The sequence below is a fragment of the Mycobacteroides salmoniphilum genome (assembly GCF_004924335.1).
In the GTDB taxonomy this organism is placed as follows: Bacteria; Actinomycetota; Actinomycetes; order Mycobacteriales; family Mycobacteriaceae; genus Mycobacterium; species Mycobacterium salmoniphilum.
In genome coordinates this window covers 3961748-3978384 of record NZ_CP024633.1, presented here as the reverse complement: position 1 = coordinate 3978384, position 16637 = coordinate 3961748, and the positions used below count along the sequence as shown (strand labels likewise).

General features: G+C 60.4%; 14 protein-coding genes. 11 read left to right on the top strand and 3 right to left on the bottom strand.

The window, feature by feature from the left end; translation table 11 throughout:
- The first annotated feature begins 11 nt into the window (after positions 1–11).
- A complete protein-coding gene (locus DSM43276_RS19795; RefSeq protein WP_211196739.1) occupies positions 12–2957 on the top strand; it encodes an MMPL/RND family transporter in 2946 nt (981 codons plus the stop codon).
- A 98-nt stretch (positions 2958–3055) separates the two neighbouring features.
- Here the strand turns inward: DSM43276_RS19795 and DSM43276_RS19790 are convergent, their stop codons facing one another.
- On the bottom strand, positions 3056–3394 hold the full coding sequence (locus DSM43276_RS19790; protein WP_078328135.1) for a hemophore-related protein: 339 nt from the start codon (positions 3392–3394) through the stop codon (positions 3056–3058).
- A 137-nt stretch (positions 3395–3531) separates the two neighbouring features.
- Positions 3532–4398 (bottom strand): glucose-1-phosphate thymidylyltransferase RfbA, encoded by an 867-nt coding sequence (gene rfbA / locus DSM43276_RS19785; protein WP_078323228.1) that lies wholly within the window; start codon positions 4396–4398, stop codon positions 3532–3534.
- Positions 4399–4862: 464 nt separating this feature from the next.
- Between rfbA and DSM43276_RS19780 the strand changes: the two genes are divergently transcribed.
- From DSM43276_RS19780 to DSM43276_RS19745, 8 genes are all read left to right on the top strand, one after another.
- Positions 4863–6122, top strand: coding sequence for a glycosyltransferase (locus tag DSM43276_RS19780; RefSeq protein WP_169053072.1), 1260 nt, complete (start codon positions 4863–4865; stop codon positions 6120–6122).
- A 140-nt stretch (positions 6123–6262) separates the two neighbouring features.
- Positions 6263–7336 carry an NAD-dependent epimerase/dehydratase family protein gene (locus DSM43276_RS19775; RefSeq protein WP_078328134.1) on the top strand — a complete coding sequence of 358 codons (1074 nt, stop codon included), beginning with the start codon at positions 6263–6265 and terminating at the stop codon, positions 7334–7336.
- Positions 7337–7500: 164 nt separating this feature from the next.
- A complete protein-coding gene (locus tag DSM43276_RS19770) occupies positions 7501–8634 on the top strand; it encodes an acyltransferase family protein (RefSeq protein WP_078328047.1) in 1134 nt (377 codons plus the stop codon).
- A gap of 190 nt (positions 8635–8824) precedes the next feature.
- Entirely contained in the window at positions 8825–9559 is a 735-nt protein-coding gene (locus tag DSM43276_RS19765) for a class I SAM-dependent methyltransferase (RefSeq protein ID WP_078328133.1), read from the top strand.
- A 220-nt stretch (positions 9560–9779) separates the two neighbouring features.
- Positions 9780–10580: a TylF/MycF/NovP-related O-methyltransferase gene (locus DSM43276_RS19760; protein WP_078328046.1), complete on the top strand. Its 801-nt coding sequence runs from the start codon at positions 9780–9782 to the stop codon at positions 10578–10580.
- Between the two features lie 50 nt (positions 10581–10630).
- Positions 10631–11899, top strand: a complete 1269-nt coding sequence (locus tag DSM43276_RS19755) for a glycosyltransferase (protein WP_078328045.1) — start codon at positions 10631–10633, stop codon at positions 11897–11899.
- Entirely contained in the window at positions 11896–13020 is a 1125-nt protein-coding gene (locus DSM43276_RS19750; RefSeq protein ID WP_078328132.1) for an acyltransferase family protein, read from the top strand. The genes DSM43276_RS19755 and DSM43276_RS19750 overlap by 4 nt, the downstream gene beginning before the upstream one ends.
- Positions 13021–13134: 114 nt before the next feature.
- Entirely contained in the window at positions 13135–13923 is a 789-nt protein-coding gene (locus tag DSM43276_RS19745) for a TylF/MycF/NovP-related O-methyltransferase (protein WP_078308001.1), read from the top strand.
- A gap of 9 nt (positions 13924–13932) precedes the next feature.
- On the opposite strand, the gene DSM43276_RS19740 is transcribed toward DSM43276_RS19745, so the two are convergent.
- Positions 13933–15186, bottom strand: coding sequence for a glycosyltransferase (locus DSM43276_RS19740; RefSeq protein ID WP_078328044.1), 1254 nt, complete (start codon positions 15184–15186; stop codon positions 13933–13935).
- A 180-nt stretch (positions 15187–15366) separates the two neighbouring features.
- Between DSM43276_RS19740 and mtf2 the strand changes: the two genes are divergently transcribed.
- Positions 15367–16146, top strand: coding sequence for a fatty-acid O-methyltransferase Mtf2 (mtf2, locus tag DSM43276_RS19735; protein WP_078328131.1), 780 nt, complete (start codon positions 15367–15369; stop codon positions 16144–16146).
- 74 nt (positions 16147–16220) lie between these two features.
- Positions 16221–16466 (top strand): hypothetical protein, encoded by a 246-nt coding sequence (locus DSM43276_RS19730; protein WP_078290307.1) that lies wholly within the window; start codon positions 16221–16223, stop codon positions 16464–16466.
- Positions 16467–16637: the final 171 nt, after the last annotated feature.

The window sequence follows — 16637 nt, the reverse complement described above, 5'->3', positions numbered from 1 at the left end:
TGAGACCGGGTATGAGTGCTGAGACAAACTCAGCGCATTCGCGGCCGTTCATCGCGCGAACAATACGAAACCTGTCGCCCCTGATCATCCTGGGCTGGCTGGCGCTGATTCTGTATACGACGTTGGCGTCGGTCAGTTGGGACTGGGCCAAGGCGATCCCCGCGTTGGAAAACGTCGCGGAAGCGCGGTCGGTGTCGCTCATGCCGCAGGATGCGCCGGCGGTCAAGGCCATCATGCGCATGGGCAAGGACTTCAACGAATCGAACTCGGACAGCTCCGCGATGATCGTGCTCGAGGGGAAGGCGCCACTCGGCGAGGACGCGCATGCGTACTACGCCGGACTGATCCGTGAGCTGCGTAACGATCCCAAACACGTAGAGCACGTGCAGGATCTGTGGGGCGATCGGCTGACGTCCTCGAGTGTGCAGAGTCCCGACGAGAAGGCTGCATACGTGCAGTTGAATCTCGTCGGTAATCAAGGCACCGCCCTGGGGGACGAATCGGTCGCCGCGATCCGCGAGATCGTCAATCGGACGTCGCCTGCGGCTCCTGCCGACGTCAAGGTCTATGTGGCCGGTGCGGCGCCGCTCGCCTCGGATATGCAGCATGCGGGCAACAAATCGATTCTGAAGATCACCGCGGTCACCGTGGTCATCATCTTCACGTTGCTGTTGATCCTCTATCGCTCTGTGGTCACGGTGATCCTGCTGCTGATCATGGTGGGTGTCGAATTGGCCGCGGCCCGCGGCATTGTGGCGTTTCTCGGCTACCACGATGTTTTCGTGTTGTCGACGTTCGCCGTCAACATGCTGGTTTTCTTGAGCATTGCCGCCGGCACCGATTACGGGATCTTCTTCTTCGGTCGATATCAAGAGGCCCGCCAGGCCGGTGAAGACCGGGAAACGGCCTACTACACCACATATCGCAGCGTGGCTCCCGTGGTCTTGGCCTCCGGACTGACCATCGCCGGAGCCATTCTGTGTCTACATTTCACGCGGCTGCCCTACTTCCAAACCATGGGAATCCCGTGCGCCATCGGAATGCTGGCGGCCGTCGCGGTCGCGGTCACCCTGGTTCCTGCGGGGATTGTGGTGGCCAGCCGATTCGGACTGCTCGAACCCAAGCGCAAGCTGCGGGTTCAGCGGTGGCGTGCGCTGGGTACCGCAGTCGTCCGCTGGCCCGCACCCATCCTGGTCGCCTCGTTGGCAGTGGCATTGGTTGGACTATCCACGCTGCCGGGGTACAAGACGAGCTATAACGATCGGCTGTACATCTCCGGTGATATCCCGGCCAATCAGGGATTCGCTGCCGCACAACGTCACTTCTCCGAGTCGCGCCTGACGCCCGACGTGTTGTTGATCGAAACCGACCGGGATCTCCGGAACCCTGCCGACTTTCTGGTGTTGAACAAGGTGGCGAAGGCCATTTTCAAGGTGCGTGGGGTGTCGAGGGTGCAGGGGATTACCCGCCCCGAGGGAACGCCGATCGCCAACACATCGGTGCCCTTCTTGCTCAGCTTGCAAAGCGCCGGCCAGGTTCAGGCGACTCGATTCCAGAAGAAGCGCATCGCCGACATGCAACAGCAGGCCGAGGACATGTCGAAGATGATCGCGACGATGCAGCGTACGTACCTCGTGATGAAGAAGATGTCCGAGACCACACACCGAATGACGGCCCATACGCATGAGGTGCAGCAACTCACCGACGACTTGCGCGGCAGCATTGCGCTGTTCGACGACTTCCTTCGACCGATCCGCAACTACTTCTATTGGGAAAAGCACTGTTTCGACATCCCCATCTGCTTTTCGATCAGGTCGATCTTCGATGCGATGGACGGAGTCGACGCGCTTGACGACGGGCTGATGGTTCTGGTCAAGGACATGGATCAGCTGGACGCCATCATGCCGCAGCTGCTCGTCCAGTTCCCTCAGATGATCGAGGTCATGCAGAGCATGCGAACCTCGGTGCTCACCATGTACGCCACCATGTCCGGGCAGTTCGCTTCGATGGACGAATCCACCAATGACGTGATGGCCATGGGGCAGGCCTTCGATGCCTCCAAGAACGACGATTCGTTCTTCCTGCCTCCAGAAGTGTTCAAAAACCCCGACTTCCAGCGTGCGATGAGTTCATTCCTGTCGCCGGACGGAAAGACGGTGCGGTTCATCATTTCCCATAATGGTGATCCGATGTCGCCGGAGGGCATTACCCGGATCGAGCAGATCCAGAACGCGGCAGAGGAGGCGCTCAAGGGAACACCTCTGGTGGGGGGCAAGATCTACCTCGCCGGTGCCGCGTCAACCGCGAAGGATTGGAAGGACGGCTCGACCTATGACCTGCTGATCGCGGGCATCGCAGCGATCTGTCTGGTGTTCATCATCATGCTCATTACCACCCGGAGCTTCATCGCGGCGCTGGTGATCGTCGGTACGGTGGCGCTCTCGCTGGGCGCGTCCTTTGGCCTGTCGGTGCTGCTGTGGCAGTACATCCTTGGCATCAGTCTGCACTGGATGGTGCTGGCGATGTCCGTGATCATCCTGTTGGCGGTGGGGTCCGACTACAACCTGCTGCTTGTCTCTCGGATGAAAGAGGAGCTGAGTGCGGGGCTGAATACGGGCATCATCCGCGCGATGGGCGGCACTGGAAAGGTCGTCACATCAGCGGGATTGGTGTTCGCGGCCACCATGGCCTCGATGGTCGTCAGCGATCTGCAGATCATCGGCCAGATCGGCACCACCATCGGGCTGGGCCTATTGTTCGACACACTGATCGTGCGCTCGTTCATGACTCCGTCCATCGCGGCGCTCCTGGGCCGGTGGTTCTGGTGGCCGCAGCGAGTACGGCCGCGACCGCCGAGTGCTCTGCTGGAGCCCGCGGGCGCCCGCCCGGCACCGCCCGCCGCGGCTCGACTCGGCGATGACGATCCGACCACCGAGCTGCCGAAGTTCAACGGCTAATCACGCTCTAGTTCAACAGCTTTGGTGTTCGATGCAATGTCGTACACGCAAAAGGCCGGGCGAGGGTTCACCTCGTCCCGGCCTTTGTGGGTAAAGACTCAGTATTTGTGGCAGCTGCGCACCATCTGCTGGAAGACGGGTATGACGAACTCGATGCCCTGATTGCCCCTGACCTGGTTGATCATGCTCACACGCTTGGCTTTCGGTGAACTGAGGAACTCTTGCATGAACTGCTGATTCGGGGGCGATTGGTCAAAATACTCTGCGGCCGTAGGGTTCTCCGCGTGTAGCGCCGCATTCGCCTGATCGTATGTACAGGTGCTGTTCACCATCTCGTCCGTAACGGGGTCCGCGGATGCGAGCCCAGCGCCGGCGGTCAACGCCAGCGTGGTACCGGCAACGGCCGCCGCAATCTTCGTCAGTGACAGTTTGTTCATGTTCTCAATTGCCTCCCTCGTACCGACCACATCAACTTTACGTATTCATCGAAAAACAAGGCCCAGGATGCACTTAGGGCCCATGACTATTTATACGTCCGTCAATCCATTGTGTTACCGCCGACCAGAACATCGCACTATTTCCGCTGCAAGAGCTCAAGTAGGTAACTTCCGTATCCAGATTTGAGTAGCTGTTGGGCACGCGCAGCGAGCTGGTCGTCATTGATGAAACCGGCGCGCCACGCAATTTCTTCCGGTACGCCAATCTTCAGGCCCTGGCGGCGTTCGATGGTGCGTACGTAATCGCTCGCGTCCAGCAGTGAGTCGAAGGTTCCCGTGTCCAGCCACGCGGTTCCACGCGGCAGCACGTCGACGGAAAGGCGTCCCTGATCCAGATAGGTCTGATTGACCTCAGTGATCTCGTACTCACCGCGTGCGGACTTCTGCAGCGAGCGTGCGATCTCTATGACGTCGTTGTCATAGAAGTACAGGCCGGGCACCGCGTAATGGGATTTCGGATTCGCGGGCTTCTCTTCCAGGGACAACGGAACCCCGGCGGCATCGAACTCCACCACGCCGTATGCCGACGGGTTGGCCACCCAGTACGCGAAAATCGCTCCCCCGCTGATGTTCTCGAACCGGCGCAGGCTTGTGCCCAGGCCGGGCCCATAGAACACATTGTCGCCCAGTGCAAGCATCGCCGTGTCGGTGCCGATGTGCTCGGCGCCGATCACGAAAGCCTGTGCCAGGCCCTCGGGTTTGGGCTGGACCGCATAGCTCAAGCTAATGCCGAATGCCGAGCCGTCCCCGAGAAGTCGCTCGAATGCCGGGGCGTCAAAAGGTGTGGTGATCACCAGAATGTCGCGGACTCCGGCCATGATCAGCGTGGATAGCGGGTAATAGATCAGAGGTTTGTCGTACACCGGCAGCAACTGCTTGCTGATGCCCGTCGTTATCGGATGCAGGCGAGTGCCCGACCCGCCCGCGAGAATGATGCCGCGCATGTGTGCTCCTACTCGACGACAATCCGAGTTCGGTTGCGGCGGCGACATTTTCTACGCTGCCGCGGCGCAACCCGTAGGCCACCCTATCGCGTATGAAGAAGGAATGCCGACGGAATCAAACGCGGGGCGGGGGCGGGCGGGTGACCTCGGTGAACGGTGAGTCGTGACAAAGTCTGTCGAGACCGATCCGGCACGCCCGCAGCCGTATACGGATATCGTGAGATCTGCTGAACCCGGCCCGGCCCATATTGCATTGCCACTTCATCCGAGATAGCGATTTTACGTGTGGCAACCCGTGAAACGGAATTCTTTCGGCCGTAGCTGTATTGACGTTTTGGAATTTGGAGACACATGTGTGCCCATCATCCTGAGGCTATCCGTGACGCACAAGATCGGTAATAATGACCGGCAGCACTGACGGCCATTCTGCGAGTACCTAACATATCGGGGAGGTCGATACCGTCATGAAATTTGCCATGGCAAGTTATGGCACGCGCGGCGATATCGAACCTGCCGTTGCTGTCGGACGGGAACTTCAGCGCAGGGGTCACGAAGTGCGCACGGCAGTTCCGCCTGACTTGATCGGCTTCGCGGAGTCTGTTGGACTCTCGGCGGTGCCATACGGCGTTCATGTGGGGCCTCAGCTCGATGAATACCGCGACTTGTGGATGTCGTGGACTCGTCATTTTTGGAGGGTCCAGGATCTGGTCGCGCTGTGTCAGCAGGCCCTGAAACTGGTCACCGAACAGTGGTCGGAAATGAGCAAGGCCCTGGTATCGGTGGCAGAGGGTGCGGACCTACTGTCGACCAGCGTGGGCTATGAGGAACCGGCCGCCAATGTTGCCGAGTTCTATGGGATCCCCCTGGTTGCCCTGCACACCATGCCGTGGCGCCCCAATGGTCAGCTCTTTCCGGTCCTACCACCGCCGTTGACACGTACAACAATGACTGCCTATGACTGGCTGACCTGGCGGGTGACCAAGAAGGCGGAGGATGCGCAACGGCGCGAGCTCGGCTTGCCCAAGGCGGCGAGCCCTTCGCCGCGGCGGATCGGCCAGCGCGGGTCGCTGGAAATCCAGGCTTACGACAGCATTTGCTTCCGCGGACTGGCGGACGAATGGGCGAAGTACGGCGAACGAAGGCCTTTCGTGGGTGCACTCACCATGGAGTTGACGACAGAGGCCGATGATGCGGTCATGTCGTGGATCGCCGCGGGGCCGCCACCTATCTGTTTCGCCTCGGGGAGCATCCCGGTTGAATCTCCCGCGGAGACAGTCGAGATGATCAGTTCAGCATGCGCAGAATTGGGGGAGCGCGCGTTGGTGTGCGCCGGCGCGACAGACTTCAGCGACGTTCACACCTCCCCACACGTCAAGTTGGTCGGAGTGGTGAATTACGCGGCGGTCTTTCCGGTGAGTCGAGCGATCGTTCACCACGGCGGCTCGGGCACCACGGCGGCGAGCCTGCGCGCCGGTGTGCCTACCTTGATCCTCTGGACTGTTGGTGATCAGCCATTTTGGGGAAATCAGCTCAAACGCATGAAAGTGGGCGCCTCCCGGCGCTTTTCGACCACGACCCGTGAGACGCTGGTCTCGGACCTGCGCGAGATCCTCAGCCCGGACTATGCGGTTCGGGCCCGGGCGATCGCTCCCCACATGTCCAAGCCGTACGAGAGTGTGAACAAGGCAGCCGACCTGTTGGAGGAGAGGGCTGCCCGTGCTTAGGTCAGTGGTCCCGTCGCGGCGGCCCATGCCGGAAGAACCCCGCGCGGTGACACGTAGACCATCGATATCATTGACCCGGAACGCATTACCGGTGCGTGCAGGTTACCGAGCTGCTCTGTAAGGAACGGGAGGCGTTGGCGTTGTCGAAATCTGTACTCATTTCTGGTGGGGCGGGATTTATTGGATCCGCGCTATCCAACCGTCTCGTCCAAGCGGGATACGACGTCGCGGTGATGGACGTCTTACATCCACAAGTGCACGCCAGAGGCCGGGCGATCGACCTCCCACCGTCGGTGCGGCTGTTCACCGGAGACGTCACGCATGCCCCTGACTGGGACGCCGTGCTGCGGTTGTTCGAACCCTCGCAGGTTGTCCATTTGGCTGCGGAGACGGGTACGGCGCAGTCGCTTTCGGAAGCGACGCGCCACGGTTCGGTCAATGTGGTGGGCACAACCCAACTCCTTGATGCCCTGAGCCGTGCGGCACTTGTGCCCGACCAGCTGGTACTCGCTTCGTCGCGGGCGGTGTATGGCGAAGGTGCATGGCAGTCCAGTGCCGAGGTCTTTTATCCGCGCCCGCGCAGCCACGCTCAATTGCTTGCCGGTGAGTGGGATCCGAAGGGTCCTGCTGGCGAGCCGTCGGAGCCGCTTCCCAGCTGTGCCGGTCGGACTGAGCCCCGCCCGACCAACGTCTATGCGGGCACCAAACTGGCCCAGGAACATCTGTTGGCATCGTGGGCGGCCGCCCACGACACCAACCTCAGCGTCTTGCGCCTGCAGAATGTGTACGGACCGGGCCAATCACTCACCAATTCCTACACCGGAATCGTGACCCTCTTCGCGCGTCTGGCTCGCGGGAAACAGTCGCTGGAGGTTTACGAGGACGGACAGATAGTCCGTGATTTCGTTTTTATCGACGATGTTGTCGATGCGCTCTTCGCGGCGGTGCATGCACCCGCTGTCGAGCGGCGCACCCTTGACATCGGTTCTGGCACCGCAACAACCATTCACGAGCTGGCCCGCAAGGTCGCCGACATCTGTGCCGCACCCGAGCCCACCGTTGTGGGGAAATTCCGAGACGGCGACGTGCGCGCCGCGAGCTGCGATATCGAGCCGGCAATCGAACAGCTCGCGTGGAGCCCGAAGTGGACGCTTGAGGACGGCCTGCAGGCACTTCTCGAATGGATCGACAAGGACTGCCCGAATCGCTTTTGAGCACATCGTCACCTGATCGTGGTCTAGTGGCGAGAGCGCCCCTCATGAATATGAATCATCAGTTGTGACAATGTTTTCCAACTACATATGGAAACACCGGAAAGCCTGATCTCGGACTGAGATGACGATACGATGACGCTTCCGGCGAAGAGTGGTGGAGGCGCATGAAGCTCGGTTCTGTATTCGATCCGCGAAACAACGCGCTGAACGCATGTCGACTCGCTTTGGCGACCGAGGTCATTCTTTTCCACTCGTTCCCACTGACGGGGCACGTCGTGGAATCGAAGGCGATACTCCAACTACTGTTCTCGGTCGGAGTTGACGGATTCTTTGCTCTTTCCGGGTTTCTGATCACTGCGAGTTGGCTTCGTAACCCCAGCACGCGCGACTATTTCATCGCACGAGCGCTCCGCATTTTGCCGGGGTACTACGTCGTGCTGGCGGTGACGGCCTTTGTCATCGCTCCGCTCAGTGTTGCGATCCAGGGTGGCTCAGCCGCCAGGCTGCTGTTCTCCAGTGCACCGATCGAATACATGCTGAAGAACAGCGCATTGGTGCAGCTTCAGTTCGATGTGGGTGGGACGCCGCGCGATATCCCATACCCGGGAATCTGGAACGCATCCTTGTGGTCGCTGGTCTTTGAGGTGATGTGCTACATCGCCGTTGCGGGGCTCGGGTTACTCGGGCTCGCCAGCCGCCGTTGGACAGCGCCGGTGATACTGATACTGGCAACGATCGCGGCAATTCTCCTGCCACCCCTGACCTTCCCCGGGTTATGGACAATCCCGCAGCTCGCGGTGCGGAGCGCCATTATGTTTTCTGCCGGCGCGCTGCTGTATCAGTGGCGAGACGTGATACCCGCCCGATGGTCACTGGTGGGCGTGAGCATCGCGATTGTTCTGGCCTCGGGCATGCTGCCCGACTATCGGGTGATCGGCGCCCTTCCGCTCGCCTATGCCGTCGTCGTTTCGGGTGTGCTGATCAAGAACAAGCGCATGAACATACGCACGGACCTGTCGTACGGCGTCTATATCTATGCCTCGCCGACACAGCAGTTTCTGGCCGTTGCGGGGCTGGCCAGCCTGAATCCGTTTGCTTTCTTTGTTGTTTCGGCAGGCGCGACGCTGGTGCCCGCCGCATTCAGTTGGTTTCTGGTCGAGAAGCGCGCACTGGCGTTCAAATCGCGCCTCAACCGCAAGAACACCGATCCGGCGGCGGTGGCCACCCGGGCCGGACCGACCGGTTCGGATAGCCCGGAACTGCGCGAACGAGCTCTCTCGCCGCGCGAGGACAGTTAACACAGAGGTGTCGCCATCAACATGTCGGTAGGCTGATTTGCATGGCTTTTCGGGATTCTGAGAATGGGCGATGTTCTTCGAACATCCTAGGACAGCAAAGGATCTCGTGATCATGCCGCTCTTTCGTCTGGCGTTGCAGCGCAAACCGCCGTTCATCGCGCGGCGTTATCCCTACGGAGGTCGCCGTCGCATGCTTGATGCGCTGGGCCCAGACCTAGCCAAGACGGTCTCGATGCGGGCCGACGACTCAGAACCCGCCGATACCCCGATCGGAGGGATATTCGAGAAAGCCGACAACGTCCACAAGCTGCGTCATTACCTGCCCATTTACCAGGGCGCTCTCACGCGGACCGAGCGAATGCTGGAGATCGGGGTGGATCGGGGTGGATCTCTGCGGATGTGGCGGGAACACCTGCCACGAGCCACCATCGTGGGTCTCGACATCAGCCCCAAGTCCGCGCAGCACGACGACCCCGGGCGCGATATCCATGTGCGGATCGGTGATCAGACTGACGCGCACTTTCTCGGCACAGTGGTCGACGAGTTCGGGCCGTTCGACACGGTCCTCGATGACGGTGGCCACACTCCTAAACAGATGATCGGGTCGTTCAGGTATCTGTTCCCGCGCCTGCGCCCCGGCGGGGTTTACATCGTTGAGGACGTCTGCGCCAACTACTGGACGATCTATCGCGATCAGCGCGAATCTTTCATCGACTTCACCAAATGGCTGATGGATTCGATGCACGCTCACTATCTCGAGATGAGCTCGGTCTACCAGATCATGGAGGACCATCCCAAGCGGCTCGAGGAAGTCCAGGTACCGTTCGCGGCCACCATCATCGACCGGATCGAGGTGTTTGACTCCGTGGTCGTGATTCACCGGGCAGAAGAGCCCAAGCGGCTGCCCCGCGCCGTGTTCCGATGACACCGAATACCAATGCAGGGCCGTGGGATCTTCGCCGGCAAGCGAGCGTCAGATATTTGGCGACATTCGTGCATAAGAATTCTTGACAGATTCCACCGAAAATGCAGCCCCGACAAGGGGAGTAGCCCGGTCCGAAACGTGTCGACGGAGTCGTGCAGACGGCTATTGTTAGCGCTGGGACGGGACACCAGCATTTCCGAGATAGGGGCAGTTCTTGACCGTGACCGATTACGACACTCGATCCGCTTATCTGAACCTGCTTCGGCAGGATCTCACCAGATACGGAGTTGACGAACTTGTGCCAGTGGGTTGGAACTGGCTGCACCGCCCCTTTTTCAAATTTGGCGACTACGTGCTCGTGCGCAAGCGTCCGTTTGACGCGCACAAGCGCGACTTGGGTCTGGACTGGCCGGCGGATGCGTTGACGATGATTGGGATGCAGCGACTCACCAGTCTGCAGCAGTGCGTGGAGACGGCACTTGCCGATGACGTGCCTGGCGACCTGGTCGAATGTGGAGTATGGCGCGGTGGTGCGTCCATCCTGATGCGTGGAGTTCTCGCCGCGTATGGGGACACGACGCGAAACGTCTGGCTCTGCGATTCGTTCGAGGGTGTACCTCCTCCGGATACCGCGCATTACAAGGCGGACAAGGGGGATAGGCTGCACCTTGCGGCGCCCATCCTTGCGGTGACCGAAAAGAATGTCAGGGCCAATTTCCAGCGCTATGGCTTGTTGGACAACCAGGTCCGTTTTGTTCCCGGCTGGTTCAAAGACACGCTGCATGATGCCCCGATTGAACGAATCGCCGTATTGCGGCTTGATGGTGACCTCTATGAATCCACAATCCAGGCGCTCGATGGGCTTTACGAGCGTTTGTCTCCCGGAGGCTTTTGCATCATCGACGATTACCACGCGCTTGACTCGTGCAAACAGGCCGTCACGGATTACCGCACGAAGCATGGGATAACCGCGGAGATCGCCGAAATTGACGGTACCGGCGTGTTTTGGCGTAAGGACTGAGGGCAGCCGGACTCCACTGAACCCGCGATACCCGAAAGGCGTTAGAGGCGATGAAGTTTGTGCTGGCGAGCTACGGAACCCGGGGTGATATCGAGCCCTCTGTTGTCGTGGCTCGCGAGTTGCAGCTCAGGGGCCACGACGTGGTCATGGCGGTGCCGCCCGACCTGATGAGCTTTACGGAGTCCGCCGGGCTGGAGACAGTCTCCTACGGGTTGGATACGAAGACCTGGCTGGACGTGTATCGCAATTTCTGGACCTTCTTCTTCCATACCTTCTGGAAGGTGCGGGAGATTCGGAGGATGTGGCGTCAGATGTGGGAGCTCAGCGATGAGTGCTGGGCGCAGATGAACACCACGCTGATGTCCGCGGCCGAGGGTGCCGATGTGTTGTTCGCAGGGCAGAGCTATCAGGAGCCGGCCGCGAATGTCGCTGAGTACCACGACATTCCATTGGTCACGCTCCATCACATTCCGATGCGGCCCAATGGTCAGCTTGTCACCATTCTGCCGTCCCGGTTGGGGCGCACGGCAATGACGGCCTTCGATTGGCTGGCCTGGCGCCTGAACAAGAAGGTGGAAGACGCGCAGCGGCGTGAACTCCGCCTGCCGAAGGCGTCCGGACCGTCGCCTCAGCGGATCGCAGAGCGCGGCTCGCTGGAAATCCAGGGCTATGACGAGGTGTGTTTCCCCGGGCTGGCCGCAGAGTGGAAGAAGTGGGATGGTTTGCGGCCGTTTGTCGGCTCGCTGACCATGGCGTTGACCGCCGAAGCTGATGAGGACGTCGCGTCGTGGATCTCGTCGGGAACCCCGCCGATCTTTTTCGGTTTCGGCAGCATGCCGGTCGAATCTCCCACTGCCGCACTTGAAATGATCGGATCGGCGTGTGCGGAGCTGGGTGAGCGGGCCTTGGTGGGCGCCGGATGGACCGATTTCAGCGATGCGCAGCTTCCCGACCACGTGAAGGTCGTGGGGGCGGTCAACTATGCGACGGTTTTTCCGGCGTGCCGGGCGGTCGTGCATCACGGTGGCTCGGGCACCACCGCGGCCAGTCTGCGTGCCGGGGTCCCCACGTTGATCTTGTCGATGGATGCCAATCAAACGCTCTGGGGTGGCCAGATTAAGAAGCTGAAAGTGGGTACCACGCGGCGTTTTTCGACCACTACTCGAGAATCTCTCATTGCAGACCTGAGGCGGATCCTTGCTCCGGACTACGTCGACCGGGCCCGCGAGCTCGCGGACGGAATGTCCAAACCCGGTGAAAGTGCGGTAGCCGCAGCCGATGCCATGGAGCAGTTCGCACGCGCGCGGTGTTCCGCGTGAGCGGGAGTGGCGGCTCACGGCAAGCCGGGGGTTCGACGCTCGGCCAGGTGTTCGACCCGCGAAACAATGCGTTGAACGCGTGGCGGTTGATCCTGGCGGTGAGTGTCATCTTCTGGCATTCCTGGCCGCTCACCGGTCGAACGATCAGCTACCGGCCCTTTGAGCAGCTCATCGAGCAAGTGGGCGTAGACGGCTTTTTCGCGGTATCGGGATTCCTCATCACCGCGAGTTGGCTGCGCAAGCCCAAGCTTCGAGATTTCGCCATTGCCCGAGGCCTTCGCATTTTCCCGGGCCTGTGGGTGTGTCTACTGATCATCGCGTTCGTCATCGCCCCCATCAGCGTTCTCATCCAGGGTGGATCGGTCGCGGATTTGTTCTCCTCACACAAGCCGATCGAGTACGTCCTCAACAACGGTCTGCTGAACGTGTACTACGCAGGCGTTGACGGCACGCCGCGAGGTGTCCCGTGGCCGGGAGTGTGGAATGGATCGATCTGGACGCTCGTCTTCGAGATGATCTGTTACATCGCGGTGGCGGTGCTGGGTGTCGCGGGGTTGCTCAAGCGACGGTGGGTCGTTCCGGCGGCGTTCGTGTTTTTTCTCTGTGCGACCGCATATCTCTCGTATCCGGTCTTCGCCGCGACGTCCATCGCGCAGATGGTGGCCCGATTCGCCGTGATGTTCGCGGCGGGGGCCTTGCTGAATCAGTACAAGGACGTTATCCCTGCGCGGTGGTCGCTTGTTGCGCTCAGCGTCGTCATCGTGCTGGCCTCTGGACTGCTTGAAAATTATCGGGATATCGCGGCGTTGCCCTTGGCCTATGCGGTCATCGTATCGGGCTCGCTCATTCACAATCCACGGTTGAATCTACGAAACGACCTGTCGTACGGCACGTACATCTATGCCTATCCCATACAGCAGCTGCTGGTCATCGTGGGCCTGGGTAGCCTGAATATATTGCTGTTCTTCGCTATTGCGACGGCGGCCACCGTGCCACTAGCGGCCTTCAGTTGGTTCGTGGTGGAAAAGCATGCGATCTCACTGAAGTCCAGGCTGACTCGGAAGAAGACGGCAGCGGTAGACGAGTCGCCACCGATACCTGTTGATCGTGATGCGGTGTGACGACAAGAACTGGCATCGATCAGCTTGTGAGCCATAACTATTCGATCAGATTGAATCGATTCGCTACGCGCCTTTCTCGTCTCGATACCGACGGCGGATGCTATCGTTTCCGCTGTGGCAGATGAGCTATCGCTCCGTACCCGTATCCAGCTGTGGGCGGTCCGCAAGGAGTATTGGCTTGCGCGCACGCTTCTACCTAAAGTCTATTCGAACGATGCGCTGATCTGTTTCAACAGTCATGCGTTCCTTGATGATCCGGACTTTCAGCGTGCGTATCAACGCGGTGTTCGTGCCCTGGGTGGCACGGACTGGTACCAGTGGCACTGGCGGGTGCATGTCGGGCTCTGGGCGGCGGCCAGTGCCAACAAGGTGAAGGGCGACTTCGTCGAGTGTGGAGTCAGCTACGGATTCTTGAGCAGCGCGATCATGGAGTACCTCGATTGGGATCAGTTGGGTAAGACGTTCTACCTGCTCGACACTTTCGCCGGTCTCGATCCGCGCTTCGTCAGCGCGGGTGAACGCAGCGCAGGCGCGCTCGAAAAGAGCGACAAGCTTGTGAAAAATGGCATGTACGTGAGCTCGGTGGATAGCGTGAAGGCGAACTTCGCGCAATGGAAGAATCAGCGCGTCATCGTCGGGTCCGTTCCCGAGACGCTGGCCGAGGTCGACACCGATGCTGTGGCGTTTCTCCATATCGATATGAACTGTGCTCCACCAGAAGTGGAGACGTTGCGGTATTTTTGGCCGCGATTGTCGCCGGGCGCTTTTGTGCTTTTGGACGACTACGCGAACCGTGGCCGCGATGAGCAGCGCATCGCCATGGATGAGGTGGCGAGCGAATTGGGTGTAAGCGTCGTCGCCCTGCCCACGGGGCAGGGTTTGATCATCAAGCCACCGCAGTAGCGGCCTTCCTCACTGGGTTTTCCGGCGGACGGCGCCTTCGAAGAGGTCGGCGGCCTTGGAGACGCTCTCTTCGGGGCTGGTCATTGCAGTGGCAAGCTCGCGGGCCGCCACTGCATACTCCGGGGCCAGGATCCGGCGCAGGTCGGCGACCAGTGTCTTCCTATTAGTCGCCGAGAAGCGGCGAGCAGCACCGACTTTCAATCTGCCGAGCTGGTTTCCCCAGTACGGCTGATCGGCGGTACTCCACAGGATCAGGGTGGGGATACCGGCCCGCAGGCTCGCGGCCGTGGTGCCTGAACCGCCGTGATGAACGACGGCCCGACTGGCCGCGAAAACCGCGGGGTAGTTGACGGCGCCGACGACCTTGACATGATCGGGGTGGCTGATATCGCGGAAATCGGTGCCTCCGGCGCAGACCAGCGCCCGCTCGTTCAGTTCCGCGCATGCGGAACCAATCATCTCGATCGTCTCGGCCGGCGACTCGAGCGGAATGCTGCCGGTGGCAAAGCAGATCGGTGGCGTTCCCGCAGCGATCCAGGACGCGACGTCCTCGTCGGCTTCGGTGGAGAGCCCCATCGTGAGCGCTCCGACGAAGGGCCGCTTGCCATTCCATTTCGCCCACTCGTGGGCCAGTCCTGGGACCGAAACTGCGTCGTACGCCTGGATTTCGATGGCTTCTCCGCGTGCGATTCGACGTGGTGAGGGTCCGGTTGCTGGTGGCAGGCCGAGATGGCGCCGCTGTGCATCTTCTGCGTCTTTCGTAGCGCGCCAGAGCAGCCATTCCGACAGCATTCCGCCCGATCGTACGAGCGGTGCGGGCAGCATGGGAAGCAGTTGACCATTGGGTCGCATCGGGAAGTGGTGCAGCATCACCAGCGGGATGTCGAAGTACTCGGCGACGTTGGCGGCCGATTGTTCGAAGTTGAGACCCGTCGACAGCAGATCTGCTCCTTCCGCCACGGAGGCGAGCGTCGCGCTGGTGTCACTCCAGTACCGGGCGATCGGTGCCCACAGTTCACGCAGCGTACCGACAGGATTGCGTACCAACTGGGTCCAGAAGTTTCGGAGGAACTCGTCTTGCAGAAAATCCTGCAATTCCGGGCCATAAGGAACTACAGCCAGCCCAGCCGATTCCGCGAAAGCAATGAGGTCCGGGGGGACGGCTAGGCAAACGTCGTGCCCTCTTCGGGTCAGCTCGCATCCGACGCTGACCGACGGTTCGACATCGCCGCGAGTTCCGTAGCACGCCAGCGCAAACTTCATTCCGTTCCTGGCCCTTCAGTTGTTGTTGCGTTGGTGGACCCGAACACCGAGTCATTATCTCTGGTTCTCCAACTGTCGCAAGGCAGTTCGGAGTTCGATAAGCCGGTCTGAAACTCAGAACTCTGCCATAATTCGCCTATGGTGCGCAGTCATCCGGTTCGGAAGTCGCGAGATTGGGTTATCTTCAAGCTGAACGCGCAGTTCACTCAGGGGGTGCAGAAGTTCATCTACCGGTATGCCACCCGTAAGCTCGAAACAGAGAACGTCGTGTTCCTCAATTACGGCTACGAAGAGGATCCGGCAATGGGTGTCCCGCTGTCGGCTTCCGATGAGCCCGATCGGTATTCCATTCAGCTGTACCACAGCACCGCCACTCAGGCGGAGCTCGATGGTAGGCGGGTACTGGAGGTCGGTTGTGGCCATGGCGGCGGTGCCTCGTACCTCATACGCACCTTGCATCCGACTTCCTATACGGGGCTGGACCTCAATCCGGACGGGATCGAGTACTGCCGCAGGCGGCACAATCTGCCGGGCCTGGAGTTCACGCAGGGGGACGCGCAGAACCTGCCATTCACCGATCAGTCCTTCGATGCGGTGATCAACATCGAGTCGTCCCACCTATACCCCCAATTCTCGGTGTTCCTCACGGAGGTAGCACGTGTGCTCCGCCCAGGGGGCCATTTTCTTTACGCAGACGCGCGAAGTGCTCAGGATGTCGCCGGTTGGAAGGTGGCGCTCGCGAACGCGCCGTTGCGAATGGTGTCCGAGCGGGGGATCAATGTCGAGGTCCGACGGGGGATGGAGAAGAACCTGGAGCGTTGGCGGTACGTGATCGATCGCGCCACGCCCACAATCCTGCGCGGCGTGGTCCGTAGATTTGCGCCGGCCCAGCGTGCCTACGACGACCTGCGCAGTGGAGGGGCGGTGGAGTACCGGATGTACAGCTTCACCAAGGCGTAATCGGTGCGGCAGATTCCTCTTCCGACAAGGAATTTCATCGTTTGTGAGTTCCGTCGTGTGGGTATAGTCGAATTATGAACGTCGTCGAGTCGATAGAGCGTGGGCTGGACTGGCTCGCCACGCCCAGGCAGTTACCCGGGCGTCTGGAGATGGAGACTCGACGGGGTAGGCGTTTGGAGCTTGAGGTCGTGTCTGTCGCGATTCGGCTGCCGATCCTCAATGGCGCGGTGGTGCGGCTCCCGGTATTTGTCATGCTGATGCCGGCTGGATCGTCTCCCATCGAGGGAACTCACGCTCGCCCCGAACAGCAGGATGACTAATCTAATTTCGTAACGCTGCGGCACGTATCAATCATTTGTCAGATACGTTCCTTTGCGTCTCGCCTTCTTGGCGGTCGTAGGCTTCATCCAGGCAGGGCTTTCGGGATGTTCCGCACACTTCTGTCGATGTGCGCCGAGGGATGCTGTGAGCGTGTGGTGCTCCACCCAATG